This window comes from Blautia faecis, from assembly GCF_027662325.1.
GTDB classification, from domain to species: Bacteria; Bacillota; Clostridia; order Lachnospirales; family Lachnospiraceae; genus Blautia_A; species Blautia_A faecis.
In genome coordinates this window covers 22,351-47,155 of record NZ_JAQDKY010000019.1, presented here as the reverse complement: position 1 = coordinate 47,155, position 24,805 = coordinate 22,351, and the positions used below count along the sequence as shown (strand labels likewise).

Annotated in this window: 29 protein-coding genes; 27 read left to right on the top strand and 2 right to left on the bottom strand. The window is 40.3% G+C overall.

Translation table 11 applies throughout. The annotated features are described in order from the left end of the window. Window position 1 precedes the first annotated feature (1 nt). Window positions 2-2,125: an elongation factor G gene (gene fusA, locus PGQ38_RS10545; RefSeq protein ID WP_226837870.1), complete on the top strand. Its 2,124-nt coding sequence runs from the start codon at window positions 2-4 to the stop codon at window positions 2,123-2,125. A 155-nt stretch (window positions 2,126-2,280) separates the two neighbouring features. Next, the gene (gene tuf / locus PGQ38_RS10540) at window positions 2,281-3,474 is read left to right on the top strand and encodes an elongation factor Tu (RefSeq protein ID WP_118583298.1); all 1,194 of its coding nucleotides are present in this window, start codon (window positions 2,281-2,283) and stop codon (window positions 3,472-3,474) included. 208 nt (window positions 3,475-3,682) lie between these two features. Here tuf and PGQ38_RS10535 read toward each other — a convergent pair whose 3' ends face one another. After that, window positions 3,683-4,498, bottom strand: coding sequence for a DUF2971 domain-containing protein (locus PGQ38_RS10535; RefSeq protein ID WP_204454576.1), 816 nt, complete (start codon window positions 4,496-4,498; stop codon window positions 3,683-3,685). 17 nt (window positions 4,499-4,515) lie between these two features. Beyond that, window positions 4,516-5,049: a helix-turn-helix domain-containing protein gene (locus tag PGQ38_RS10530; RefSeq protein ID WP_204454577.1), complete on the bottom strand. Its 534-nt coding sequence runs from the start codon at window positions 5,047-5,049 to the stop codon at window positions 4,516-4,518. Between the two features lie 203 nt (window positions 5,050-5,252). Here PGQ38_RS10530 and PGQ38_RS10525 point away from each other — a divergent pair, with 203 nt between their 5' ends. The 25 genes from PGQ38_RS10525 to PGQ38_RS10410 all read left to right on the top strand — a co-directional run bounded on the left by PGQ38_RS10525 (window position 5,253) and on the right by PGQ38_RS10410 (window position 24,763). Then, window positions 5,253-5,405 carry a helix-turn-helix domain-containing protein gene (locus tag PGQ38_RS10525; protein ID WP_187566461.1) on the top strand — a complete coding sequence of 51 codons (153 nt, stop codon included), beginning with the start codon at window positions 5,253-5,255 and terminating at the stop codon, window positions 5,403-5,405. 52 nt (window positions 5,406-5,457) lie between these two features. Then, a complete protein-coding gene (locus PGQ38_RS21005) occupies window positions 5,458-5,676 on the top strand; it encodes an Arm DNA-binding domain-containing protein (protein ID WP_243243732.1) in 219 nt (72 codons plus the stop codon). Between the two features lie 71 nt (window positions 5,677-5,747). After that, on the top strand, window positions 5,748-6,299 hold the full coding sequence (locus PGQ38_RS21000; RefSeq protein ID WP_270431625.1) for a hypothetical protein: 552 nt from the start codon (window positions 5,748-5,750) through the stop codon (window positions 6,297-6,299). A gap of 52 nt (window positions 6,300-6,351) precedes the next feature. Further along, window positions 6,352-7,065, top strand: a complete 714-nt coding sequence (locus PGQ38_RS10510) for a ParA family protein (protein ID WP_270431623.1) — start codon at window positions 6,352-6,354, stop codon at window positions 7,063-7,065. A gap of 299 nt (window positions 7,066-7,364) precedes the next feature. Beyond that, window positions 7,365-7,571, top strand: coding sequence for a hypothetical protein (locus tag PGQ38_RS10505; protein WP_012744284.1), 207 nt, complete (start codon window positions 7,365-7,367; stop codon window positions 7,569-7,571). Then, complete coding sequence (locus PGQ38_RS20995; RefSeq protein ID WP_008703824.1) at window positions 7,549-8,739, top strand: CHAP domain-containing protein; 1,191 nt, start codon at window positions 7,549-7,551, stop codon at window positions 8,737-8,739. The genes PGQ38_RS10505 and PGQ38_RS20995 overlap by 23 nt, the downstream gene beginning before the upstream one ends. 158 nt (window positions 8,740-8,897) lie before the next feature. Further along, window positions 8,898-9,110: a helix-turn-helix domain-containing protein gene (locus PGQ38_RS10495; RefSeq protein WP_008703822.1), complete on the top strand. Its 213-nt coding sequence runs from the start codon at window positions 8,898-8,900 to the stop codon at window positions 9,108-9,110. A gap of 5 nt (window positions 9,111-9,115) precedes the next feature. Next, window positions 9,116-9,817 carry a VanR-ABDEGLN family response regulator transcription factor gene (gene vanR, locus PGQ38_RS10490; protein WP_004853366.1) on the top strand — a complete coding sequence of 234 codons (702 nt, stop codon included), beginning with the start codon at window positions 9,116-9,118 and terminating at the stop codon, window positions 9,815-9,817. Continuing rightward, complete coding sequence (locus PGQ38_RS10485) at window positions 9,804-10,889, top strand: sensor histidine kinase (protein ID WP_008703821.1); 1,086 nt, start codon at window positions 9,804-9,806, stop codon at window positions 10,887-10,889. Before vanR ends, PGQ38_RS10485 begins: the two co-directional genes overlap by 14 nt. 134 nt (window positions 10,890-11,023) lie before the next feature. Beyond that, window positions 11,024-11,881 carry a hypothetical protein gene (locus tag PGQ38_RS10480; RefSeq protein WP_025580548.1) on the top strand — a complete coding sequence of 286 codons (858 nt, stop codon included), beginning with the start codon at window positions 11,024-11,026 and terminating at the stop codon, window positions 11,879-11,881. A gap of 4 nt (window positions 11,882-11,885) precedes the next feature. After that, window positions 11,886-12,599: an ABC transporter ATP-binding protein gene (locus tag PGQ38_RS10475; RefSeq protein ID WP_004853372.1), complete on the top strand. Its 714-nt coding sequence runs from the start codon at window positions 11,886-11,888 to the stop codon at window positions 12,597-12,599. Then, entirely contained in the window at window positions 12,589-13,773 is a 1,185-nt protein-coding gene (locus PGQ38_RS10470) for an ABC transporter permease (RefSeq protein WP_012744282.1), read from the top strand. Before PGQ38_RS10475 ends, PGQ38_RS10470 begins: the two co-directional genes overlap by 11 nt. Window positions 13,774-13,800: 27 nt before the next feature. Then, entirely contained in the window at window positions 13,801-14,304 is a 504-nt protein-coding gene (locus tag PGQ38_RS10465; RefSeq protein WP_015514509.1) for a hypothetical protein, read from the top strand. A 43-nt stretch (window positions 14,305-14,347) separates the two neighbouring features. Continuing rightward, on the top strand, window positions 14,348-15,304 hold the full coding sequence (locus PGQ38_RS10460) for a D-alanyl-D-alanine carboxypeptidase family protein (RefSeq protein WP_012744280.1): 957 nt from the start codon (window positions 14,348-14,350) through the stop codon (window positions 15,302-15,304). A 65-nt stretch (window positions 15,305-15,369) separates the two neighbouring features. Beyond that, window positions 15,370-15,768 carry a winged helix-turn-helix domain-containing protein gene (locus tag PGQ38_RS10455; protein ID WP_015514508.1) on the top strand — a complete coding sequence of 133 codons (399 nt, stop codon included), beginning with the start codon at window positions 15,370-15,372 and terminating at the stop codon, window positions 15,766-15,768. A 464-nt stretch (window positions 15,769-16,232) separates the two neighbouring features. Next, on the top strand, window positions 16,233-17,297 hold the full coding sequence (locus PGQ38_RS10450) for a recombinase family protein (RefSeq protein ID WP_270431618.1): 1,065 nt from the start codon (window positions 16,233-16,235) through the stop codon (window positions 17,295-17,297). Further along, window positions 17,227-18,096 carry a recombinase family protein gene (locus PGQ38_RS10445; RefSeq protein WP_416386750.1) on the top strand — a complete coding sequence of 290 codons (870 nt, stop codon included), beginning with the start codon at window positions 17,227-17,229 and terminating at the stop codon, window positions 18,094-18,096. The genes PGQ38_RS10450 and PGQ38_RS10445 overlap by 71 nt, the downstream gene beginning before the upstream one ends. 111 nt (window positions 18,097-18,207) lie before the next feature. Next, window positions 18,208-18,534 (top strand): hypothetical protein, encoded by a 327-nt coding sequence (locus PGQ38_RS19515; RefSeq protein ID WP_330674467.1) that lies wholly within the window; start codon window positions 18,208-18,210, stop codon window positions 18,532-18,534. Beyond that, window positions 18,519-18,770, top strand: a complete 252-nt coding sequence (locus tag PGQ38_RS19510; protein WP_237925901.1) for a hypothetical protein — start codon at window positions 18,519-18,521, stop codon at window positions 18,768-18,770. The genes PGQ38_RS19515 and PGQ38_RS19510 overlap by 16 nt, the downstream gene beginning before the upstream one ends. 297 nt (window positions 18,771-19,067) lie before the next feature. Further along, window positions 19,068-19,883 carry an AAA family ATPase gene (locus PGQ38_RS10435; protein WP_204454578.1) on the top strand — a complete coding sequence of 272 codons (816 nt, stop codon included), beginning with the start codon at window positions 19,068-19,070 and terminating at the stop codon, window positions 19,881-19,883. A 69-nt stretch (window positions 19,884-19,952) separates the two neighbouring features. After that, the gene (locus PGQ38_RS10430; RefSeq protein ID WP_019163079.1) at window positions 19,953-20,642 is read left to right on the top strand and encodes a response regulator transcription factor; all 690 of its coding nucleotides are present in this window, start codon (window positions 19,953-19,955) and stop codon (window positions 20,640-20,642) included. A gap of 40 nt (window positions 20,643-20,682) precedes the next feature. After that, the gene (locus PGQ38_RS10425) at window positions 20,683-21,795 is read left to right on the top strand and encodes a sensor histidine kinase (RefSeq protein ID WP_204454579.1); all 1,113 of its coding nucleotides are present in this window, start codon (window positions 20,683-20,685) and stop codon (window positions 21,793-21,795) included. Between the two features lie 658 nt (window positions 21,796-22,453). Further along, the gene (locus tag PGQ38_RS10420; RefSeq protein WP_118583292.1) at window positions 22,454-22,642 is read left to right on the top strand and encodes a hypothetical protein; all 189 of its coding nucleotides are present in this window, start codon (window positions 22,454-22,456) and stop codon (window positions 22,640-22,642) included. A gap of 149 nt (window positions 22,643-22,791) precedes the next feature. Then, on the top strand, window positions 22,792-23,802 hold the full coding sequence (locus tag PGQ38_RS10415; RefSeq protein WP_173716710.1) for a helix-turn-helix domain-containing protein: 1,011 nt from the start codon (window positions 22,792-22,794) through the stop codon (window positions 23,800-23,802). A gap of 415 nt (window positions 23,803-24,217) precedes the next feature. Next, window positions 24,218-24,763 (top strand): hypothetical protein, encoded by a 546-nt coding sequence (locus tag PGQ38_RS10410; protein WP_118583330.1) that lies wholly within the window; start codon window positions 24,218-24,220, stop codon window positions 24,761-24,763. Window positions 24,764-24,805 lie beyond the last annotated feature (42 nt).

Genomic DNA, 24,805 nt, shown 5'->3' with positions numbered 1-24,805 from the left:
ATTGGCTGGAAAAGAAGGTAGAGAATACCCGCTCGAGAGAACCAGAAACATTGGTATTATGGCTCATATCGATGCAGGTAAGACAACTCTTACAGAACGAATTCTGTACTATACAGGTGTCAACTACAAGATTGGTGATACTCATGAAGGTACTGCTACCATGGACTGGATGGAGCAGGAGCAGGAGCGTGGTATCACAATCACATCCGCTGCAACAACATGTCACTGGACACTGGAAGAGAACTGCAAACCGAAGCCAGGCGCTTTGGAGCATCGTATCAACATCATTGATACCCCAGGCCACGTAGACTTTACTGTTGAGGTTGAGCGTTCCCTTCGTGTACTGGATGGCGCTGTCGGCGTATTCTGTGCAAAGGGTGGTGTTGAGCCACAGTCTGAGAACGTTTGGCGTCAGGCTGATACCTACAATGTACCACGTATGGCATTCATCAATAAGATGGACATCCTTGGTGCAAACTTCTACGGCGCAGTAGAGCAGATCAAGACTCGTCTTGGTAAAAATGCAATCTGCCTGCAGCTGCCAATCGGAAAAGAAGATGACTTCAAGGGAATCATTGACTTATTCGAAATGAAAGCTTACATCTACAATGACGAGAAGGGCGATGATATTACTATCACCGATATCCCGGAAGACATGAAAGAGGATGCTGAGCTTTATCATACAGAACTGATCGAGAAGATCTGTGAGCTGGATGACGATCTCATGATGGAATATCTTGAGGGCGAAGAGCCAAGCACAGACAGACTGAAAGCAGCTCTGAGAAAAGGTACATGCGAGTGTACAGCTGTTCCGGTATGCTGCGGTTCTGCATATAGAAACAAAGGTGTTCAGAAACTTCTGGACGCTATCCTGGAGTACATGCCTGCTCCAACAGATATTCCACCAATTGATGGTGTTGACATGGATGGAAACCCGACCGTGAGACATTCTTCTGATGAAGAGCCGTTCTCCGCTCTGGCATTCAAGATCATGACAGACCCATTCGTTGGAAAACTTGCATATTTCCGTGTATATTCAGGAACAATGAATTCCGGATCCTATGTATATAACTCTACAAAGGGCAAAAAAGAGCGTGTTGGCCGTATCCTTCAGATGCATGCTAACAAGCGTATGGAGCTTGATAAGGTTTACTCCGGTGATATTGCTGCAGCTATCGGATTCAAATTCACCACAACTGGTGATACAATCTGTGATGAGCAGCATCCAGTAATCCTCGAGTCCATGGAGTTCCCGGAACCAGTTATCGAGCTGGCTATCGAGCCTAAGACAAAAGCAGGACAGGGCAAACTTGGTGAGGCTCTTGCAAAACTTGCAGAAGAGGATCCGACCTTCCGTGCACATACAGATCAGGAAACAGGACAGACCATTATCGCTGGTATGGGTGAGCTTCACCTTGAGATCATCGTTGACCGTCTTCTTCGTGAGTTCCACGTAGAGGCTAACGTAGGTGCTCCTCAGGTTGCTTACAAAGAGACAATCACCAAGGCTGTTGATGTAGACAGCAAGTATGCTAAACAGTCCGGTGGTCGTGGACAGTATGGTCACTGTAAAGTTAAATTCGAGCCTATGGATGCCAACGGCGAAGAACTGTACAAGTTCGAGTCTACTGTTGTCGGCGGTGCTATTCCGAAGGAATATATCCCGGCTGTAGGAGAAGGTATCGAAGAGGCTATGAAGGCTGGTATCCTTGGTGGATATCCGGTTGTTGGTGTACATGCAAATGTATACGATGGATCTTATCATGAAGTCGATTCTTCTGAGATGGCATTCCACATCGCAGGTTCCCTTGCATTCAAGGATGCTATGCAGAAGGCTTCCCCAATTCTTCTTGAGCCTATCATGAAGGTTGAGGTAACCACACCAGAGGATTACATGGGTGATGTTATCGGTGATATCAACTCCCGTCGTGGTCGTATCGAAGGTATGGATGATATCGGCGGCGGTAAGATGATCCGTGGATTTGTTCCGCTTTCCGAAATGTTCGGATATGCAACAGATCTTCGTTCCAGAACTCAGGGACGTGGTAATTACTCCATGTTCTTTGAGAAATATGAGCCAGTTCCAAAGAGTGTTCAGGAAAAAGTTCTGGCAAAGAAAGACTGATTTAACTACAGGCTGAATCAGGATTTCATATAAAACAATAAAAAGCTTGCAAATATCCTTGGTTTGCAATATAATCAAGGATAGCAAGTTTAAAATCGATATGGCGCTCTATTTTAATAGAGAATGAGCCAACTATTCAAGGAGGACATTTTAAAATGGCAAAGGCTAAGTTTGAGAGAACAAAACCGCATTGTAACATTGGTACCATCGGACACGTTGACCATGGTAAAACAACTTTAACTGCAGCTATCACAAAAGTACTTTCTGAGAGAGTTGCTGGTAACGTAGCTACAGATTTCGCTAACATTGATAAAGCTCCAGAGGAAAGAGAGCGTGGTATCACAATCTCTACAGCACACGTTGAGTATGAGACAGAGCATAGACACTATGCACACGTTGACTGCCCAGGCCATGCTGACTACGTTAAGAACATGATCACTGGTGCAGCTCAGATGGATGGTGCTATCCTTGTTGTTGCTGCTACAGATGGTGTTATGGCTCAGACAAAAGAGCACATCCTTCTTTCCCGTCAGGTAGGTGTTCCTTACATCGTTGTATTCATGAACAAATGTGATATGGTTGACGATGACGAGCTTCTTGAGCTGGTTGAGATGGAGATCCGTGAGCTTCTTTCCGAGTATGACTTCCCAGGAGATGATATCCCGGTAATCAGAGGATCTGCTCTTAAAGCTCTTGAGGATCCGAGCAGCGAGTGGGGCGATAAGATCATGGAGCTTATGGATGCAGTAGATAGCTACATTCCAGACCCACAGCGTGACACAGATAAACCATTCGTTATGCCTGTAGAGGACGTATTCTCCATCACAGGACGTGGAACAGTTGCTACTGGTAGAGTAGAGGCTGGTGTTCTTCACGTATCTGATGAGGTTGAGATCGTTGGTATCAAAGAAGAGACTCGTAAAGTTGTTGTAACTGGTATCGAGATGTTCCGTAAACTTCTTGATGAGGCTCAGGCTGGTGATAACATCGGTGCACTTCTTCGTGGTGTTCAGAGAAACGAGATCGAGCGTGGACAGGTTCTTGCTAAACCAGGAACAATCACATGCCATACAAAATTCACAGCTCAGGTTTACGTTCTGACTAAAGACGAGGGTGGCCGTCATACACCATTCTTCAACAACTATCGTCCACAGTTCTACTTCAGAACAACAGACGTTACAGGTGTTATCAACCTTCCAGAAGGAACAGAGATGTGCATGCCTGGAGATAACATCGAGATGACAATCGAACTGATCCACCCAATCGCTATGAGCCAGGGTCTTACTTTCGCTATCCGTGAAGGTGGACGTACTGTAGGATCAGGACGTGTTGCTACAGTTATCGAATAATTTTAGCATAACATCTTAAATTATATATATTGAGTACCGTAAGGTACATGTGTCCAAACGTAAGATACCCCGGAACCGTAAGGTTTCCGGGGTTTTTCTGTTGAGTGGAAATATTAGAAAGAGTGGGAAATAATAACGAACAGTATAGAAAAACGGCTGCCGGGAGAGTATCCTGACAACCGTTTGTGATAACAGAATGATAACAAAATTACACTAATCCAATTAAACTGCTATCATAAATTTGAGCAGTAGGATTATATTTTTCGATAAGGCTGTTTACTATAAGACGATAACCGGGGCTGATTTTAGGACTTAATGTTATTTCCATATGTGAAAAGGCATCATCGTCCAATTTTAAGTCATAATAAGAAAAAGGTTGTTTAACTATACCATTTACCATTAATGAAGCCATAATGTTGAGTTGTTCCATAGAATTATCCGGTCCGATAGGAAAGCACATTAATTTGTAACGCCACTCCTTTTGAAAACTCCAGTATTCGTTTTTATATAATCCCAATTGATCTGGCATCATTAATATTTGGTTATCATGCTTAAGTATAAGATTAGGATATAATTTACCTTGATCGTTTGTGTATTTAACCTGATGAAGAAATGATGGGGTCATGGCATGTAAGCATGAAAAATGTTGTTCTAGCATACATCGCAAAGGGATGTATGAGTGTTGAAAAGCTTCAGTAGAAGAATCAATTATTGATAAAAGCTTTATTTTCGAGATATCATTAGGACTATTTTTATAAAGTTTAAAAGGATTTGCTTTTAATTTAATACGAATTCCAGACTCTAAAGATGAATACATATTCCACATAGGAATGCTTTCTGTTTCGTCATCAGTCCAAGAACTTACATAACAAAATTGACCAAAATTAGGAGTATCGCCAGTTTCCTTCTCTTGAAGATCGTCCAGTTGATTTAAAGAAGTTAGTCTAAATGTACGATTTGCTAAAATCAGAGAGAGAGTTTCAATATTTGTATAATGAAATAGATAATCAGGTGTGTTCTGCAAAATGATTTAATACCTCCTTAAGTCAGATTATACGTCTTGATGTCATTGTCTTCAGAACCCTTTTTAACGATGGTATGACAACCTATCGTAGTTCCCATAGCACGCAATTTCCATTCTTCCTGGGTAGCGTTCAACTTATCCAGTTCTGCCTGTCTTTTATCTTCATCTTCAATAGCTAATATTTCAGCTTTTTCTTTTTCATAGACATTTTTAAATTGACACCATTTCCTGAAAAAGTCCTGCATTGTAGGATTATCAAACGTCAGTGAAATCTTCTGCTCAGGTGTCTCAGCAAGTGAGAGGTTCACTGAATCATCAATAGAAAACAGCAGGGAGAGCACATCTCCAACTGTTTCAATATTAAAATCCAGAAAAACACTAACATTTAATCCCAGTGCAGTTGCTATTTTTTCCAATTGATTCGGTTTTGGATTTCGGATTCCCAGTTCATATTTTCTGATCGTACCTACGTTAATACCGGACAGCTCGGCTAACTGTATCTGACTGTACCCTCTGAATTCCCGGTATGCCCGGATTTTTTTTCCTACCATAATGTGCTGCCTCCTTAATAATATTTGTGATTCTATTCTAGCACAAAAGTGAATGATGCGAAAGAGGTTGATTTTTACATAGCCTGAAAATGTAGAATGGAATATAAAAATAAAATTTGCAAAAGGTTATTGATAAAGTCACAAAAGTGAATTATAGCAGAAAACATCAAAAGAGTCACAAAAGTGACTTGAAAGGAGACGCTATGAAAACTAATTATATGATGACTGTTGATGATGTCATGGAAGAATTAGGCGTGAAACGCAGTAAGGCATATTCTATTCTGAAGCAACTGAATGCTGAACTGGCAAAGGAAGGATATGTGGCAGTTCGCGGAAAGATTCCACGTCCCTACTGAGAAACAAAATTTTATGGATGCTCTCAGAGAGCAGTATGAAGGTGGGTTTAAGATGTCAGCTTACAAAGACAAAACACAGGGAACCTGGTATGTGAGCTTCCGTTATATTGACTGGACAGGAAAGAAAACACAGAAGCTGAAAAGAGGGTTCAAGACAAAGAAAGAAGCATTGAATTATGAAAAGGAATTCATAAGAAAGACTGTGGCGGATATGAAAATGGAGATGAACAGTTTTATTCAAGTCTATTTTGAAAATAAAAGAATGAACTGAAAGAAAATTCAATCCGTAACAAGCAGCACATGATGAACAAGCACATTGTTCCGTATTTTGGAACAAGAAAAATGAATGAGATCACACCGGCAGAGATTATCCAGTGGCAGAACACCATTCAGGAAAAAGGGTACAGCAAGACTTATGAGCGTATGATTCAGAACCAGTTAAATGCACTGTTCAATCATGCACAGAAAATTTACAATCTGAAGGAAAATCCATGTAAGAAAGTAAAAAAGATGGGAAAAGCGGATGCTAATAAGCTAGAATTCTGGACGAAAGTAGAATATGACAGATTTATTGCCGGGATTGAGCCGGGGAGTGAGGATTATCTGATATTTGAAATTCTGTTCTGGACAGGAATCAGGGAAGGAGATGATGATGATAAAATAAGACTAAATCAACGGAAACCCAGTAAATACAAGGGGTTGAGGCGATTTGGTCCTGAAAAAAACTTGCAACGAATCAACAAATTTATGAAGGAAAGGCCTATCTTTTATAAAAACCTTATTCAGATGAAAGAAAATATTCGCTTTTATCTGAGATGCTTTTACTGTATCACGAAAGTGATGATATTACAATTTAATAGCGAAAACAGGACCGAATTAGCTCGAAATGGATGAAAATCTGTTTAGCTGATTCGGTCATTTTTATTGATTGAAAGGTGATGAAAAAATGGCTAGAATTATTTCTATTGTAAACCAAAAAGGGGGAACTGGAAAGTCCGCATGTACAGCTAATTTAGCAGTAGGATTAGCACAAAAAAATATGAAAGTGTTAATCGTTGATGCCGATCCACAGTCTGATGTATCCGCAGGATTTGGATATCGTGATTGTGATGACAGTAATGAAACACTTACAGTTCTTATGGATGCAGTAATGAAAGATGAAGATATTCCTTCCGACTGTTATATCAGACATCAGGCAGAGGGGATAGACATTATCTGTTCTAACATTGGACTGGCAGGTACGGAAGTACAGTTGGTAAATGCAATGAGCAGGGAATATGTATTGAAACAGATTTTATATGGTATCAAGGATCAATATGATGCAGTCATCATAGATTGTATGCAGAATCATGTGCTTCCGTATCTGCAGAGTTTTTGCAATCTGGAGGAAAAAGGTGTGAAGGAGAGACGAGAACAGCAGATAGCAGAAAGATATGAAGGAAGAGCAGATGAGAGGGTAACAAGTACCGAAGCGAATGAAGTTGTTAAGGATGTAGGAAAAACAGATAGAAAACCGGCACAGCAGAAGCAGGCGGTAGATGGAAAAGATAAGAAATTATCCATTCATGAACGGCTTGAGATCAATAAGAGGATTATTCAAGAAAAGCAGGGAAAAGATAAAACGGAGAGAGGAGTTGATTTGGGTGTAAGGACAGTGTAGAATAAGCAGAACGAGTCGGAGGTCATGGATGATAACGTGGCTTCCGGCTTTATTGCGTATTGTCGGAAGAATTATAAATGGTATAATGAATGTAAATGCGATAAAAGAATGTCGCCTGTTATGCGACTTCCAAATGAGAAAAGTGTGTTATTCTGAGATCAAACAAGAGGCTAATAGAGTCAGGAGGATGACATTATGAGTAAAAAAGGATATAGCAGACCAGGATTCTTTGGATCCATAAACCATTATGATGCAAACGGAAAAAAGTAGGCGAGAGCAGACCAGGATTCTTTGGTGGTATGAACGACTATGATGCAAATGGAAAGAAAATCGGACATAGTTCGCCTTCCTTTTTTGGTGGTATGAATCATTATGACAATAACGGGCATAAAGTAGGTGAGAGTCGACCAGGATTCTTTGGCGGTTTAAACCATTATGATGACAAGGGGCATAAGCGGGGGCATAGCAATCCAGGATTTTTAGGTGGATTCAATCATTACGGTTAAAACTGCACAGAGAGCAGCACAAGCGGCAAGGGCTGCGGCAAAAGCCGCCGTGGTTACGGTAAAGGCGATTGCCAAAGCGACCGCACTTGCCATTAAAGCGATTATTGCCGGAACGAAAGCCTTGATTGCCGCTATCGCCGCAGGCGGCTGGGTGGCGGTTTTGGTTATTATCGTGATTTGCCTGATTGGTATGATCCTCGGCTCAGTATTTGGCATTTTCTTCTCAGACGAAGATTCCGGCACTGGAATGAGTATGCAGACCGTTGTGCAGGAAATCAATACCGAATACGATACCAAGCTGCAAGAGGAAAAGAACTCGGTATCCTATGATGTTCTTGAAATGAGTGGCAGCAGAGCCGTTTGGAAAGAGGTGCTTGCCGTTTACTCTGTAAAAACGAATACGGATCAAGATAACCCCCAAGAGGTTGCCACAATGGACGATGGCAAAAAGCAACTCTTAAAAGACATCTTTTGGGAGATGAATCAAATATCTTCCCGAACAGAGAGCAAGACCGAAACAGTTATTACCGAAACCGATGACGGACACGGTAATATCGTGGAAACTGAAAGCACGGTCACACAAACCTATCTGTATATTACCGTCAGCCACAAGACTGCCGAGGAAATGGCGGCGCAATATGGTTTTAACGAAGAACAGAAAGGCTACCTCGCTGAACTGCTTGCAGATGAAAACAATTACCTTTGGTCACAGGTGCTTTACGGCATTACAGGCGGCGACGGACAGATCGTGACCGTTGCACTCTCTCTGGTTGGCAATGTGGGCGGTCAGCCGTATTGGTCGTGGTACGGTTTTAACTCCCGTGTAGAATGGTGTGCTTGCTTTGTATCTTGGTGTGCCAACGAGTGCGGCTATATCGACGCTGGAGTTATCCCAAAATATGCAGGCTGTGTCAACGGAGTACAATGGTTTAAGGATCGTGGACAATGGCTGGATGGCAGCGCCGAGCCTGCCCCCGGAATGATTATTTTCTTCGATTGGGCAGACGAAAGTGGTCAGGATGGATTATCCGACCATACGGGTATTGTTCAAAAGGTCGAAAACGGCAAGGTTTATACGGTCGAGGGCAACTCCGGCGACAGTTGCCGAGTCAATGAGTATTCTATCGGTTATTACGAGATTCTTGGCTACGGCGCACCTGCCTATTAAAATACACAAGCCGCCTGCATTTTGCAGGCGGTTGGATTACATATCAGAAAGATATTGTGCCGGTTTGAAAACTAAAAGTCTCAAAATACAGACTTAATAATTGCGATTTCACTCTCAAAGTGCTATAATACAAACTATATTTGGGTGGAGGTGCGGAAATGAAAGTACGGTACAACAAACTTTGGAAACTTCTGATTGACAAGGGAATGAAAAAGAGTCAATTACGAGAAGCGGTCGGGGCAAGCAAAAGTACATTTGCGAAACTCGGAAAAAATGAAAATGTTACCCTTCCCGTGCTGTTGAATATATGCGAATACTTAGAGTGTGATTTTGGCGACATAATGGAAGCCGTACCCGAAAATGAGGTGTAGGATCAATGAACAAGAAGATTTTAATTGTGGATGACGAAAAAGAAATCGTTGATCTGCTTGAAGTGTATTTGAGTAACGATGGTTATTCAGTATATAAATGTTATAATGGGTTAGAGGCGATGAAATGTATCAAACAGTCGCAGATTGATTTAGCGATACTTGATATTATGCTGCCGGATATTGATGGTTTTCGACTTTGCCAAAAAATTCGGGAAAAGTTTTACTTCCCTATTATTATGCTTACCGCCAAAATTGAGGATAGCGACAAGATTATGGGGCTTACGATTGGTGCGGATGATTATATAACGAAACCGTTTAATCCTTTAGAGGTTGTGGCAAGAGTAAAGACGCAATTAAGGCGTTATCAGAGCTATAACAGTCCTAATTTGAGCCAATCCGAAGAAAAAGACGAGTATGACATCAGAGGTCTACTGATAAACAGAGTCAGCCACAAGTGCTACTTGTATGGCAAAGAAATAGCCTTGACTCCGTTGGAGTTTTCTATTCTGTGGTATCTGTGCGAACATCAGGGTAAAGTTGTCGCCTCGGAGGAATTATTTGAAGCCGTGTGGAAAGAAAAGTATCTTCGCAACAGTAACAATACGGTAATGGCGCACATTGGGCGGCTTCGGGAAAAATTGAATGAACCTTCAAAAAATCCGAAGTTCATTAAAACTGTTTGGGGGGTAGGGTATGAAATTGAATAAAAAAGAAAAAAACTATCTGCTCTCTACCTTGTTCAAAGGGTATGTAATTCAATGTGCGATTTGCTCTGTGCTTATTTTTGGCGGTACTTTTCTTTTAGGAATTATGGCAGAGGAAATTCTCCGCAAGTATGTTTTGTATTATTACTTGTATTACAGAACAGTATATCTTTATATAGTGGCTGTAATCGTGTGGGGTGGCTGTATTATATACATGACATACCTACTTTTGAAAAAAGTAGTCGCCTATGTGTACGAGGTACAGGCTGCGACAGGAAAAATGTTCGATCAGAATGTCAGTTACATTGAAATGTCCCCGGAGTTGAGTGAAATCGCCGCTAACATCAATCAGTTAAAACAAGAGGCTGAAAGTAATGCAAGGCTTGCAAAAGAAAATGAGCAGCGAAAAAATGACCTGATTATGTATCTTGCACACGATTTGAAAACACCGCTTTCTTCTGTAATCGGGTATCTTACTTTACTGCGTGATGAGTCGCAAATCTCAAAGGAACTTCGAGAAAAGTACCTTTCAATCACTCTTGGTAAGGCAGAACGGTTAGAGGATCTGATTAACGAGTTTTTCGAGATAACACGATTCAATATATACGATATTACATTACAATACACGAAAATCAATTTAACTCGCCTGCTGGAGCAACTTGTATATGAATTTAAGCCTATGCTCAAATCAAAGAATTTGCAATGTAATCTTTGTGTTGATGATGATATAATGCTTCGATGTGACGCAGACAAAATTCAGCGTGTTTTTGATAACCTTTTGAGAAATGCGGTTATCTACAGTTTTGAAAATACGGATATCACGATCAGCGCACAATGTCAGGAAGATACGGTCAGCATTATTTTTTGTAACCACGGCGATACTCTGCCGGAAGAAAAGTTAAACAGGATTTTCGAGCAGTTTTATCGGCTTGACGCAGCGAGAAGTACAAGCAGTGGAGGAGCTGGATTAGGTTTGGCGATTGCAAAGCAGATTGTTGAACTACACAATGGTACAATCGTTGCAGAGAGCCAAGAGGATCAAAACAAGTTTTCAATTACTTTGCCGTTGGCGTAGGAAAATTGTAAGAATTTGCATAGAAAAAAAGAGGAATACCTTACGAGCAATCAAGAAAATACGGGCTTCTGTTTTGGTACAATAAAAGTATCAAGATAGAGGCTCGTATTTTTTGTGATACAGCATAAGGAGGAATGATGAAGTTGCTAAGAAAACAAATGCTGCTATGTTCTATTTTGTTTCTTGTATTTACGCTATCTGCCTGCTCTGCAATTGGGCAGACAGACGAAAACAATCTTACAGATAGCGCAACATCCGCAGAAAAAACGGTATCAGTTGTACGAGGGACAATTACTCCAACCGTTTCAACGCAAACGACTATTGTTCCGGCAGTACCGTTTATTATTTCCTCACCCGAAAATGGCATATTTAATACAGCGGTAGAATTAGAAGAAAAAATCACTGCCGGGCAAATTATTGGAACTGTGAACGGCAAAGAATTGAAATCTCCGGTGGATGGTACAATTACCTCTATTGCCCCATCCAATGAAAGCGTACCGAGTAATTATCCCGTAGCGATAGTGCATTATACAGGATTTGCCCTCAATGTAGAGGCAGATAATTTTTTGAGTACCTTACCGGAGTATGCAGAGTTGAAAGCAAAATTTCAAGTATATGATGGTGTAGGACCAACCGATATGATTGCCGTGGTGTCGCCTGCCGCAGATGAAAATGCGTTTACGGGAATCGTGCCGCAAGAGGGCATTCTGCAATGCTTGATCAGTCAAACAGTCGATGTGAAATCGGGGCAAAGTGCAACGGTAGTCATAACGGCGACAACGAGAAATGATGTCCTTATATTGCCGCTGTCGGTAATAGCGGGTAGACAAGGGACGGGATTGGTTACTGTAATTACTCCGAATGGAGAAAGAGTGGAAACAAAAGTGACATTGGGTGTGACAGACGGAGCCAATATAGAAATACTGTCCGGCTTAGAGGAGGGCGATGTAGTTTCTGCTACTCCGCCAAACCTTGATCCGAGGGGGATTTGATAAAATGAAAGGAATTTCCGAAAAGACTTTAATCAAAATAAAGGATTTGAAAGCAAGCGTCAAATTGAATAATGGCGATATGCTGACAACAGTAACCAACGCTAATATGGAATTGCAACGAGGGCGCAGTTATGCCATTGTCGGAAAGTCCGGCTCAGGCAAAACAAGCCTTATATCCATTATTGGCTTGTTAAATCGGGAATATGAGGGCGAGTACCTTTATGATGGTATATCTATTTCTGCTTTGAAAGACCGTGATCTGTCTATACTGCGAGCCAATAATATCGGATTTGTATTTCAGAACTACTCTCTGATTAAGCACTTGCGGGTATGGGAAAATATCGAATTACCCCTACTCTATGCCAAAAAGTCGTTTACCGCCAAACAGCGTCACGAGATAATTACAGGCTTGCTAAAAAGTGTCGGCTTAGAAAGCAAGGAAAATGATTACCCAATCAATTTGTCCGGCGGTGAACAACAAAGAGTTGCAATCGCAAGGGCGCTTGCAGTATCTCCGGAAGCCATTTTATGTGATGAGCCTACGGGAGCGTTGGATAAAAAGACGGGAACGCAGATTATGGAACTGTTGCACAGCGTCGTAAAAGAAAATGGAATTATGCTGCTGTTGGTTACGCACGATCCTGATATTGCAGATACCTGTGATACGATTTTTGAAATGGATGGAGGGAGGATAACTTGTGCTAAAAATGATACTTAAAGACCTTCGTCTGTCTCCACTTAGAAGTATTCTGACAAGTGTTTCAATGCTTGTAGGCATTATCGCAATGCTTGGATCGGTATTAGTTGGTACGCTTGGACGGGAGTATTTGATTTCCGTAAACGCACAGGTATATGGCTGGTCACCTACTTACTCATTCGTGATAACGGAATCCGATTTTCACGATAGAAATAAAATGGAACAATTATTCCAGAGATTTGAAGCCATTGATGATGTAGCCGCTGTTACTTTTTCTATGGGAGAAGATATTCGATTTGCACCAATGAAAGATTTAACGCCAATACCGCCGAATGATGTTTACCAAAACCTGATGGCTTTTGATTTAGTTTGCACCACGGAGGCATATAGTCAAGTCTATAATCTTCCAATGACATCCGGTAGATGGTTAGAGCCTTCGAGTGAGGGCGGCTCGCTTGAAGTGGTCATAAACAAAGAAGCTAAAAACTATTTTAATGATTCGCCCTATGCTGCAGGAAATGTAAAAAGCACACTTTCGTTAACCCCATTCAATATTGTCGGAGTAGTAAACGATGGCAGGGATTTTCCGACTATCTATGCGGATTCTGCGGCGATCCTCAATTTCGCACCAGCAATGTGGCAAGTACAAAATGCAAATGTGTATTGGCATCCCACAACAGGACTGACAATCGAACAGATACATTCTGCCCTTGGCGACATTTTGACTGATACCATTGGCGGTTACTGGGAAAGTGCTGGGCGGAGTGATATTGGAGATACCTATGATTCGGTATTGTCCATACTGCAATTAGGGCTTTTGGTTACTTCGCTTTTGTTGCTGTTTGTTTCCGTATTAGGGCAGATCAATATCGGACTATCTTCATTGGAACAGCGCACACATGAGTTGCTGATCCGCAGAGCGATAGGTGCTTCACGAACAAATATTGTGGCATTGGTTTTAGGCTCACAGTTGATTTTATCAATATTCGTTTGCCTTGCAGCTATTTTGATTTCGCTGATTTTGGTGCATTGTATTGGAGCGTTGCTCCCTGTGGATTCCCCGGTGGGAACACCGAGTTATCCAATCAGCGTTGCTGTTGTTGCAGTTGCTGTGTCTGTGCTTACAGCATTATTGGGCGGATTATTACCAGCATTGAAAGCAGCAAAATTAGAGCCTGCATTGGCTCTTAGATAATAAAACTCAATTCAAGGAGGAAACAAAATGAAACGAACAATCTCAAAATCCGAAAGACCGTACAGACTGTTATTGTGTGTTATGATTTCTTTGCTGGTGATTATGCTGGCAGGCTGCTCCACTTCTTCGGACTCCGACACAAACACAAGAGGTTTCACGGACTTTGCTACCATTGAAGAAGAATACCTAACGACCATTGAGAGTTTGAATTGGCCGGAGGGCTTTACGCCGCCTGATGCTTTGGAAGGCGAAGATACGGGAGCGTCTTTTCAGATAGGATATGGCGATACAAGAGCATCTAACCTTTGGGAATATTCTTGGATGCAGGAATGGCTTGATACTTACAATACGGATTCGGAAAGGGCGGCAAAAGCCTTAGCTGAACTCGAAAAAGCCTTTGATATGCCTTATATGGGAACAGATCGCTGTGATGACGCCACACGCAAATATCTTCGTGATAATATTGATAAAGCTAAGTTGGGAGATCCGTCTGGATTTACAGAGTGTATTCAGGCAAATTATGCCGATTAAAAATGGCACATAGGAGTTTTGGTGTTGGGAGGTGAGCACATATATGCAGAGAAAACGCCGTAAGAAAAAACGATTTGGAGTATTTTTGTTTTTGCTTGTAGTTTGTATCGGCATAGGTATAATGTTTGTGCCGTGGGCAATGCAGCCGGAAAATTTCAGAGAGGTAAAGAATAAAATAAATGGTTTTCTCTACAAAGAAGATTTTCCTGACTCTTATAATGCAAAATCGCTGATTTTGGTGGATTGTTCTGATGATGAAATATTTGTTTCAAAAAACGAGAACGAGCCACAAATTCCTGCAAGTTTAGCCAAGCTGTTTGTTATTGAGTATGCGTCAACTTTAGCAGACCTTGATAGTATCGTTGTTGCAGACTATGGTGCTATTTCACTCACGAAACCTGGCTCGTCTGTTGCTCAAATCAAGGAAAAAGAATACTTTTTACACAATCTATTTGCGGCAATGTTAGTACCGTCAGGGAATGACGCAGCTTATGTGGTTGCTGATTATTGTGGAGGATTACTTTCGCCGCAAGCAGAAAGCTGTCAAGAGCGTGTGAGGATTTTCATGGAGAACTTAAACCTGCATTTGCAACAGCAGGGGTACTTAGACACAGTTTTATATGATCCGAGTGGTTTTGATATGGAGGCACTTACCACCACTTTAGATTTGAAAGAAGTAGTATATCGGTTGTTGGAATACTCGTGGTTTAGAGAAATTGTATCTCAAAACACTTATACGGCAACACTGCCTGATGGCAGTACACAAATATGGCAGAATACAAACGCCTTCCTTGATCCGACATCCGAATATTACAACGAAAATGTATGCGGAATTAAGACTGGCTCTCTGTCTGACGACTATAACTTGATTGTGCTTTATCAGCAGCACGGAAAAGAGTTTTTGATATGCAGTTTAGGCTCTCAGTCCGATTCCTCTCGTTATGACGATGTGAATTTTATTCTGAAAACGATTGATGAATCGTATTATCTCACGCAATAAATCTTATGTTGTCCAAGACAAAAAAACTAACCAAGGGGGGTGATAATATCGGACGAATCGTAATAATGGAGTTCAAAGCACAAGACTCAACAGCCTTTGACGATATGCTGGCTTTTGTAAAACAGCACCCTGATTTTGAAAAATTAGAGATTTCATATGAGCCGACATTATCCCTTTCCGGCTTAGAAATCAATTTGAGCCGGCGCAGAGTTATCAATAACGGTCAGGAAATTGAACTGACCGTCAAAGAGTACGATATACTCTGCTTGCTCGCAGCCAATAAAGGTCGTGTTCTTACATACGAGCAGATTTATGATAAGGTGTGGGGCGAAATATCAGCAGGCAATGAAAAGGATACCGTAGGCTTTCACATTCGGAATCTTCGTAAAAAACTTTGTGATACAAACTCTCACTTTTCCATAGATAGTGTTCGTGAGATCGGCTACCGCTTTAACAGTCAGTAAGCAGTCCCTCGTAGTTCATAATGAATTGCGAGGGATTATTCATTTTCTAAGACGGTATGTCGGAATTTGATAAATCCCTGCAAATGTTGATTTTATACGACTGTTAAGAGCAATATCGTGTCTAAACTTGCGACTGGACTTTGCATTTTCTACGAGTTATCTTCGTAATATCTCGGCATTATACTACTGGAATGTTTATCATAAACAGGGCATGATTTATGGCAGAATGGGCAGTCGTTCTCGTGCCATTTATTAGGTCTTGCTTGGATACGAATATGTTTAACTCCATTCTTATCAGAGTAAAGATTACAATTTTTTATAACTGTGTTCTTGACATTAGAGAAGTCAGATTTAATTTTGATGACTGTTATCAATCCCTGTTACGGCAGATACAGTCAGTGGGATGTGATGTCAACACAGGTATGGACGGAAGAATAGAAATTCAAAAGAGGGAGGTCGTATAAATGGCTCGAAAATCAAGAAAAGTAGATTATGTGAATGTTGGAAATAAAGAAAATTTGGTTACAGAAGCTGAAAACCAGTGTGAAAAAGTTTCACATGCAGCCCTTTATGCAAGGCTTTCCTATGAGAGTGAAAAGAACAGAGAAAGAAATACGATAGAAACGCAGATGGTTCTGCTTCATAATTTCGTAAAAGAACAGAAAGATATCGTGGTTGCAAAGGAATATTATGATATATCTAAAACCGGAACTAATTTTGAGAGAGATGGTTTTAATGAGATGATGCAGGAGATCAAAGAGGGAAATATTGACTGTGTTATTGTTAAAGATCTTTCTAGACTTGGAAGAAATTATGTAGAGGCAGGAAGCTATATTGAAAGAGTGTTCCCATTCTTTAATGTGCGTTTTATTTCGGTGAATGATCATTATGATTCGTTCAGAGATGACATAAGCCTGCTGATCAGCATGTCAAACGTGTATAATGAGTTTTATTCCAGAGATTTGGCAAAGAAAATAAGAAGTTCATACCGGACGAGCTGGGCAAATGGCGAATTTCCTTCCGGTCAGATGGCTTATGGTTATGAAAAAGACAAGGATAATCCTCATCAGCTGATTCCAGATCCGGTAGCAGCACCAGTGGTGAAAAAGATATTTCAGTATTTTATTGATGGAATGACTTATGCAGAGATTGCCCGGAAATTAAATGCGGATGAGTATCTCTGCCCGAAAGCCTACAAGCTGGATAAAGCAGGAAAAGCAAATGAAAAGTCAGCGACATGGACATGGAGTGGAGGAACAGTCCACAAAATCCTTGAGAACCAATATTATGCCGGTGATAGTGTGCATAATCAGTTTACCAATGATTCCTGGGCAGCACAGAGACAGAAAATGAATCAGAAAGAAGAATGGATCATTATCAAAAATACCCATAGCAAAATATCTGAACGAAACCCATGTGCTTACATGCAGGGAGTATATGTGCAGAAAAGGTATAAAAATGCACAGAGAAAACGAAAAAGAAAAGAAACTCTGGTCAGTCACAACAATCTCAGATATGCTCAAAAATGAAGTGTATCTTGGAAAAATTATTTGGAATAAAAAGAGAGTGGCAAGAACAGGAAGCAATAAATTGGTTTCCAATGATAAAGAGGAGTGGATTGTTGTAGAAAATGCACATGAACCAATTATATCCGATGAATTATTCCGGAAAGCAAATGAGAAAGCGTTTACTAACCAGAAAAAAGTTCTTGCAAAAAGAGGAGTAGCCTGCCCTATTTTCTTTTGCCCGACCTGTGGAAGAAGACTTGGTTTTACCAGCAGAGAGACTGGGTATCGCTGTATGCAGGCACATATCAGTGGTCTTAGTGGGTGTGCGGAAAGTAAAATGGACAGGAAAGAAGCAGAAGAAACAGTACTGGATGCAGCCAGAAATATGGCACAATTCATTTCGGAAAATCTTGAGAAAAAGAAAAGAGAATGGCATAAAACAATTTTGAAAGAAGAAAATATCGCAACACTGAAAAGTGAAAAAAAGCGACTCTCGTCAAGAAAGATGAAACTATATTCTGATTATCGTTCAGAAGTGTTGGACAAGGAAGGGTATATGGAAGAACTGGAAAAAACGACTTCCCGTATTTTAGAAATCACTTTGCAGATAGCAGAATTGGAGAATGAGATTGCAGTAGCGAAGAAAAAATGTGATGAAGCAACAGAAAAAGAAATGGAAGTAAATGAGATTGCAGCATTGCAGGATTTTGACAAAATACAGCTGTCAAAGATTATTGAGAAAGTCTTTATTTATGAACCAGGTCGTATGGAGATAAGCTGGAAGATGGATGACATTTTCTACAAAGAAGAAAAAGCATAAACGGAATAAGATTGTTCGCAGGAGCATCACTGGATGAAAACAGTGGTGCTTTTTGCGAATTAAAAGCAAATTTTTTTTAGACTTATATTGACAAAAGCAGAACTTCTGGCATTGAGTTTTTCAGACTTTGATATGAGTGGTAATCTTTTGCATATCAATAAGACTTATAACTGGATTATTCCTTATGTGACTGATTGGAAAGGAAAGGGAATGGACACCAGAGTTTCGTTGAAACAGGCATTAAAAAGTCTTGGATTTCAAGGTGGAAATAAGCATGATACAGAGTTAAACCAGTGGATGAACCATGAAAAAAAGGTTCTGGCAGAGATTGCAAAACAGCATGGTATTGAATGGGAACAGAAAGGTACTCATGAGGAACATTTGAACGTGCAGTACCTTACAGGGAGAATAAAATCAAGCCATTGTTTATCAAGATGAAGAATCAGATTGCTGCATTAGCTGGAAAGGTTGTAGAACTTAACAAAATGGTAGAAAGCTGGAAAAATAAATATCAAAAATCTGTTGAGGAATGTGATAATATCCAGAAACAGTTAGACGATGTACGTAAGGAAAATGGAAAATTATCAAATGATAATCAACGTTTACAGGAGACTTCGGACAGATATGACAGAGTGGTGCGTATTCTGGGAACAGAAGTTGTAGAGGATGTGTGAGTGTGAGAGAAGAGATCGCTCTTTTACACTTTTGTATATATTAGAATAGCACTTTAGAAAGCACTATGGTAAAATAAGGTGAAGGTAAATCAGAATTGCAGATTTAGAAAAATTGTGGGTATTTGAAAAAAGATTGTAACCCTTAAGAGGCGAGAGTAAATATGGTTTACAGGAAATCTTGTGCTGTTACACTTTCTTGACATTTTCATGACTGTTCTAAGGATATTTTTACATTTGCCTGAGCTATACTTTAGCCATACCGAACAACCGGTAAATAAAAAATCAGGAGGAACTAAAATGATGAACAGATTATTCAAAAGAGGAACGGTAATAGCACTTGCAGCAGCAATGACTACATCCGCAGGTATTCCTGCCATGGCTGCCCAGAAGGAGACACTGGAGGAGACAGTGACTACATCAGAGGTAACACAAACAAATGTAGATTATGGTTCTCTCACTCAGAAGGAGATTGAAGAGTTTAACTCCATTTATGACCGACTTGACGCTATCGACAAAGAGGTAATGAAAGATGCAGATGGTCTTTCTGCTGAAGATATCTATGCCAGATACGATCAGTATCAGGATGAAACCGATACCCTCATGGATCGCCTTGAGGAGCTTGATAAAAAAGCCGGGTGGATCGACAACGAGGAATATGAATATTCCGAGGATGAGTGTAATGCTCTGTATGATACAGGCAAGCTCACCGCAGAGGAAGCAGAACAGCTTCAGAAAGCATATGAAAGAATCGAAGAAATTGATGCGGAAGTGTGGACGGACGATGATCTTTCAGACGATGAGATCGAAGCCCGCTATGCAAAGTATGATGACGAGATTACATCACTGAATGCACAGATTGAAACGCTTGAAAAGAAAGCGGGTTGGTATGAGGGATACTATGGAAATTTGAGCGAAGATGAAGTCAATCAGCTTAACAGTATTTACAATAAAATTGATGCAATCTATGACAATATTTATAACGGCTCTGATAACCTCTCTGACGAGGAATTTGCTTCTCGCTATGCGAAGTATTCAGATGAGATTGATGCTTTGGAGGCACAGGCAATCGCTCTTGAAGCGAAAGCAGGTGGAACTAAAATACAGACATACTGATTTTGAAAGATATAATATGGGGAATCTCACAGAATTTCTGAGGGACTCCCCTCATGTGGGATTAAAGATATGGCAAAAAAAATCTATTTGGCAGATGATGAACAGGATATACGAGAAATACTCACAGAATTTTTATCCAATGCCGGATATGAGGTAACAGCATACAAGAATGGTGATACACTCTTTTCTGCTTTTCAGGAGAAGCCCTGTGATCTTGTTATTCTTGATATTATGATGCCGGGTTCAGACGGTCTTTCCATATGTAAAAAGCTAAGGACAATATCATCAGTTCCTATTATTATTTTGACGGCAAAGGATTCAGAGTCTGACCATATGAAGGGATTTATGTATGGAGGGGATGACTATCTGATTAAGCCATTTTCGCCGTCACTTCTTGTTGTCCGGGTAAATGCGTTGTTCCGAAGAGTTGAAATGAATATACCGGTAAAGGCAGATATTTCCTTTGGTGATGTGTGTTTTTCATGGGAGAAGCATAATGCCATTGTGAAAGAGCATGATATTGGTCTGACTATGACAGAATTTTCGCTTCTGGGATGTCTTATGGAACATGGTGGAACGGCAATCCCCCGGAATGAAATTCTCGACAAAGTATGGGGAATAGATTCTACGGAGATAGAAACCAGAGTTGTCGATGAGACAGTAAGAAGAGTCAGGCAGAAAATGAAGACCGCAGGCAGCAAAGTTCGCATTAGTGCTGTCTGGGGCTATGGCTATAAACTGGAGGATTGTAATGAATAAGACACGTTATAAAATTGCCACACTTACAGGTTCCGCCGTTATGGCAGCCATGCTTTTGAGCCTGCTGATTCTGAACATAGTTTTTAATAAAAAAATAGAGCTGAGAGCTGAGAATGCAATTAAAAACGTTTTTACTTTGGATTCAGACGAATATTTGAATTACGAATCTGAAAATGATACGGGCTCTTTATATTATGCCTCACTTGTATATATGGGGGCAGATTCAGAAAACAGGGATGACATATATCAGATTTTGACACCCAAAGAGAAGAAACTTATTGACTGGTATGAAACACACCCGTCTGATAAAATGCAAAGGGCAAAAATTAACGAAGCAACTTATTATATGAAAGCCAGAACAGAGTATTACGAAGACGGCAATGAGAGATTACTTGCTTATGTGGATGTTACCGGCGAACCAGAACTCGTAAAAGAAATCAGTTTTGGTGTTTTGCTGGATGCTTTTGTCATTGCCGCTCTCGGTGCTGCCATTGGATATTTTCTCGGGAAAAAACTTGAACAAAATGACAAAGCTCAGAAGACCTTTTTTGAAAATACATCTCACGAATTAAAAACCCCGCTTATGGCAATTTGCGGATATGCGGAGGAGATTGAAATGGGAGTCATTACCGATTATTCTCAAGCGGGCAGAATGATAGTGTCTCAGACGGAGCGTATGAGTAAACTTATTGAGGATATCCTGTATTTATCAAAAATGGAAAGCGGTACGGAACCATTAAAGTGTGAACCAATAGAAATGGCATCACTGGTTCAAGATATTTTGATGCCGCTTGAAGGAATTGTGAACAGGCGAAACCTTTCAGTATCGTTAGAACTGGACGAAGGATATGTCAACGGAGACCCGGAGAAGCTGGAACACGCTGTTGCTAACCTGATAACTAATTCCGTAAAATATGCGTGTAGTCAAATCGAAATATCGTGGAAAAATCAAGTCCTTTCCATCTGGAACGATGGAGGAGAACTTAGCACAGAGGATTTTTCCCATATGTTTGAACGTTTTCATACGGGACAAAACGGAAACAGCGGAATAGGGCTTGCCCTCTCAAAAGAAATCGTTGAAATGCACGGATGGAAACTTAGTGCGAAAAATGACAGGCATGGCATATGTTTATCAATGGTATGCCACAGTTAATTTAGGAACAATCAGGTTTACAGCTTCCAGTTTGTTGAGATGTTGCAAAATTTGGAATCAGGAGAGAATAAGAATGATTAACAATTTAATGTACATAGAATTAAAAATGGGATATTCTGATGATTATCCGGCATGGATTGGATATGTCAAAACTTCAAAAAGTAGAATAAAAATTTTTTGACATTTCTGCACATGCGTGCTAATATGATTATAGAAAAAGAGTGCTACCGATAGACGGTTAGTCCGTTTTACTATTTAGAATATCTATCAAAGATAACCGCTTAGTTTGCAGACAGGGCGGTTATTTTTGTGGTTTATGATTATCTTTGCCTAATGTATATCCGATACTAAAGCAGGTTAAGCCGAAGCTCACTACTGCTATGAAGTCCACAATACTCATTGGCTTAGCCCTCCTTTCCAGTGGATTCCCTTTCAGGTTTCTATGTAATCAGAGGGTCACAGTCCCTCTGTTGAAGGACTAACCGCCTACCGTTATGGTAGCACCCATGTTTCGATTATAACAATTAAAAACTACCGGTGCAATATAAAGTTGGTAGAGCAGCATTTGTTAGCCGTGGAAAAAAATCTTTTCGACTAAGGCTTCCGATGCCAAAACGGTGCCAAGAAAACAATCGGTATTTGGAGGAGTTTCTTATTTATGAAAAAAGGAATAAACAAACCAATCTTATTTTATATTGCATCAGTTCTGTTTTTCATAGCGTCAGCTATTGGCTTTACGAGTGGAAATGAAAATTCTATGGCTATAGTATGGTTATGTCTTGGTTCCTCATTTCTTTGCCTAGGTTCGACGCATAAGAAAAAGGAAAACAATACAGATGATAAATAATTTCATGCTTGTATTGCTGGAAAATCGGGATTCATCGAGTCCTTTTGTGATTTGCAACTGCTGGTTGACAGATTTACAGCCTGAAATGGTGGAATGCAAACAGCAAAACTGCTATATTTAGCTCATAAAATCTGCAAAAGGAGAAAAAAATGATTTTAGCTGATAAGATTACAGAGGAAAGAAAAAAGAATGGATGGTCACAGGAAGAACTAGCCAATCAGTTGGGCGTATCCAGACAGGCAGTATCTAAGTGGGAAAGTGCAGGAGCTGTTCCGGATTTGCAAAGAATTTTACAGATGTCGGAGCTTTTTGGTGTCAGTACAGATTATCTATTAAAAGATGAAATGAAAGCAGAAAATATCACCTATCACGAAAGTACTGAAAGCTATGCAGAACCATTGAAAAAAGTAACTATGGAGAATGCAAATGAATTTCTTGACATGAAAAGAAATGGATCCAAAGTAGTGGCAAATGCAACAAGTATGTGTATCTCAAGTCCAATATTACTGATTGTTCTTGAGACAATGGCAGAAGATGGCGTATTTCATGTTTCAGAATCTCTGGCAACAGTATTTGGATGTGTTTTTTTGCTTGGAATGGTTGCAGCAGCCGTCTTTTTGTTTATTACATATGGAATGCGTGAATCTCATATGGAACATTTTGAAAAAGAATGCTTTGAAACAGAGTATGGTGTATCTGGAATGGTACGAGAAAAAAAAGATTTCTATGAACCGATTTTTATCAGAGGAACAGCTGTTGGGGTAGTGCTTTGTATACTGGCAGTGATTCCGACAATTATTGCCGAAGCCATGGAAGCGTCTGACTATTACTGTGGCCTTTCCGTTGGATTGCTGCTATTCATACTTGCAATAGGAGTAAATCTGTTGATTCGTGTTGGGATGGTAAAAAGCAGTTACGATACCCTTCTTCAGGAAGGCGAATATACAAAAGAAGAAAAACTGTTTAAGAAAAAGACGGACACGTTTTCTGGTGTATATTGGTGCTTGACTACAGCGATTTACCTTGCATGGAGCTTCTGGACGATGAGCTGGGATATTACATGGATTGTATGGCCGGTTGCAGGTGTTTTATTTGCAGCATTGCTTGGTGTGGTGAAAATGGTGTTAAAGAATGGCAGTGAAACTCAGCACTATATTTAAAATGGAATTAAGTTTATTTTCCGCATATTATACTCATCCAGAAATTCCAGTTCGCGTTGGTGGCTATTTCTAATAGAAAAAGAACTTTTTGACATTTACACAGCTGCGTGATAATATGATTATAGAAAAAGAGTGCTACCGATAGACGGTTAGTCCGATATATGATGTGACAAAAATTGCCGCCTAGTTTACCAGACCGGGGCGGCTATTTTTGTGGCTTATTATTATCCTTGCCAAAGGTATATCCAAGACCAAAGCAGGTTAAGCTGAAGCAGTAATGCTATTTCAGGAAATTCAGGCGGTTACCATATGATATGGAGTGCGGGAATGTATTGCCTGGAATGCTCCGTGGATATTATAGTTGGGAATTTTTGCTCCTAACATTAAAAAATTGATTATGGAGGTAAATACCAAGATGAAACTTGATGAATTTACAGAAATGATGACAGGACATTTTGATAACAAGGAGCAGTTTGATAAGATGCAGGCGGAAGGGAAAACATATCCATATGCCGAGCATGTAAATACAATCTGCAATGACAAAATAAAAAATCTTCCGGAGGATTTCAATGGCAGATTTGTTGTTGAAGAAAGCTACTATGAAACGAATGGAAAACGTCATGCATCACCACATCTTTTTCTTATTACAGAAACAGAACAGGGAATTTTACTTTCCTCTTATGAAATTCCAGAAGGAGAAGATAAGAAGGTATTTTCATACGCATCCATGAAGAAGGTTGATTACGCGGAACTGAAAAAATCCGAAAAATTTACTCCCGCACTTTACCATGAAAAGGACGGAATCTGGGAAGGCGGCAGCATAAGCCAGTTTTCGCCGGTAATGATATTTAAACTTTGGGAAAAGTTTTCCGATCGTTGTCTGGAAGTATCTGAAAGTATGGAAGTTAACGGGAAGAGAACTTTTGGATATGATGAACCAATCATTTATAAAAGGGTATAATCAAAGAGCGGCAGATTACAGAAAGCCTTTTTCAAACACGCT

Excerpts from the sequence above, each read along its gene's own strand:
- tuf (WP_118583298.1), top strand. The coding sequence starts at position 2,281 with ATGGCAAAGGCTAAGTTTGAGAGAACAAAACCGCATTGTAACATTGGT.
- PGQ38_RS10530 (WP_204454577.1), bottom strand. The coding sequence starts at position 5,049 with ATGGTAGGAAAAAAAATCCGGGCATACCGGGAATTCAGAGGGTACAGT.
- PGQ38_RS10525 (WP_187566461.1), top strand. The coding sequence starts at position 5,253 with ATGAAAACTAATTATATGATGACTGTTGATGATGTCATGGAAGAATTA.
- PGQ38_RS21005 (WP_243243732.1), top strand. The coding sequence starts at position 5,458 with ATGTCAGCTTACAAAGACAAAACACAGGGAACCTGGTATGTGAGCTTC.
- PGQ38_RS21000 (WP_270431625.1), top strand. The coding sequence starts at position 5,748 with ATGAATGAGATCACACCGGCAGAGATTATCCAGTGGCAGAACACCATT.
- PGQ38_RS10510 (WP_270431623.1), top strand. The coding sequence starts at position 6,352 with ATGGCTAGAATTATTTCTATTGTAAACCAAAAAGGGGGAACTGGAAAG.
- PGQ38_RS10505 (WP_012744284.1), top strand. The coding sequence starts at position 7,365 with ATGAACGACTATGATGCAAATGGAAAGAAAATCGGACATAGTTCGCCT.
- PGQ38_RS10495 (WP_008703822.1), top strand. The coding sequence starts at position 8,898 with ATGAAAGTACGGTACAACAAACTTTGGAAACTTCTGATTGACAAGGGA.
- vanR (WP_004853366.1), top strand. The coding sequence starts at position 9,116 with ATGAACAAGAAGATTTTAATTGTGGATGACGAAAAAGAAATCGTTGAT.
- PGQ38_RS10485 (WP_008703821.1), top strand. The coding sequence starts at position 9,804 with ATGAAATTGAATAAAAAAGAAAAAAACTATCTGCTCTCTACCTTGTTC.
- PGQ38_RS10480 (WP_025580548.1), top strand. The coding sequence starts at position 11,024 with ATGATGAAGTTGCTAAGAAAACAAATGCTGCTATGTTCTATTTTGTTT.
- PGQ38_RS10475 (WP_004853372.1), top strand. The coding sequence starts at position 11,886 with ATGAAAGGAATTTCCGAAAAGACTTTAATCAAAATAAAGGATTTGAAA.
- PGQ38_RS10470 (WP_012744282.1), top strand. The coding sequence starts at position 12,589 with ATGATACTTAAAGACCTTCGTCTGTCTCCACTTAGAAGTATTCTGACA.
- PGQ38_RS10465 (WP_015514509.1), top strand. The coding sequence starts at position 13,801 with ATGAAACGAACAATCTCAAAATCCGAAAGACCGTACAGACTGTTATTG.
- PGQ38_RS10460 (WP_012744280.1), top strand. The coding sequence starts at position 14,348 with ATGCAGAGAAAACGCCGTAAGAAAAAACGATTTGGAGTATTTTTGTTT.
- PGQ38_RS10455 (WP_015514508.1), top strand. The coding sequence starts at position 15,370 with ATGGAGTTCAAAGCACAAGACTCAACAGCCTTTGACGATATGCTGGCT.
- PGQ38_RS10450 (WP_270431618.1), top strand. The coding sequence starts at position 16,233 with ATGGCTCGAAAATCAAGAAAAGTAGATTATGTGAATGTTGGAAATAAA.
- PGQ38_RS10445 (WP_416386750.1), top strand. The coding sequence starts at position 17,227 with ATGCACAGAGAAAACGAAAAAGAAAAGAAACTCTGGTCAGTCACAACA.
- PGQ38_RS10435 (WP_204454578.1), top strand. The coding sequence starts at position 19,068 with ATGATGAACAGATTATTCAAAAGAGGAACGGTAATAGCACTTGCAGCA.
- PGQ38_RS10430 (WP_019163079.1), top strand. The coding sequence starts at position 19,953 with ATGGCAAAAAAAATCTATTTGGCAGATGATGAACAGGATATACGAGAA.
- PGQ38_RS10425 (WP_204454579.1), top strand. The coding sequence starts at position 20,683 with ATGGCAGCCATGCTTTTGAGCCTGCTGATTCTGAACATAGTTTTTAAT.
- PGQ38_RS10420 (WP_118583292.1), top strand. The coding sequence starts at position 22,454 with ATGAAAAAAGGAATAAACAAACCAATCTTATTTTATATTGCATCAGTT.
- PGQ38_RS10415 (WP_173716710.1), top strand. The coding sequence starts at position 22,792 with ATGATTTTAGCTGATAAGATTACAGAGGAAAGAAAAAAGAATGGATGG.
- PGQ38_RS10410 (WP_118583330.1), top strand. The coding sequence starts at position 24,218 with ATGAAACTTGATGAATTTACAGAAATGATGACAGGACATTTTGATAAC.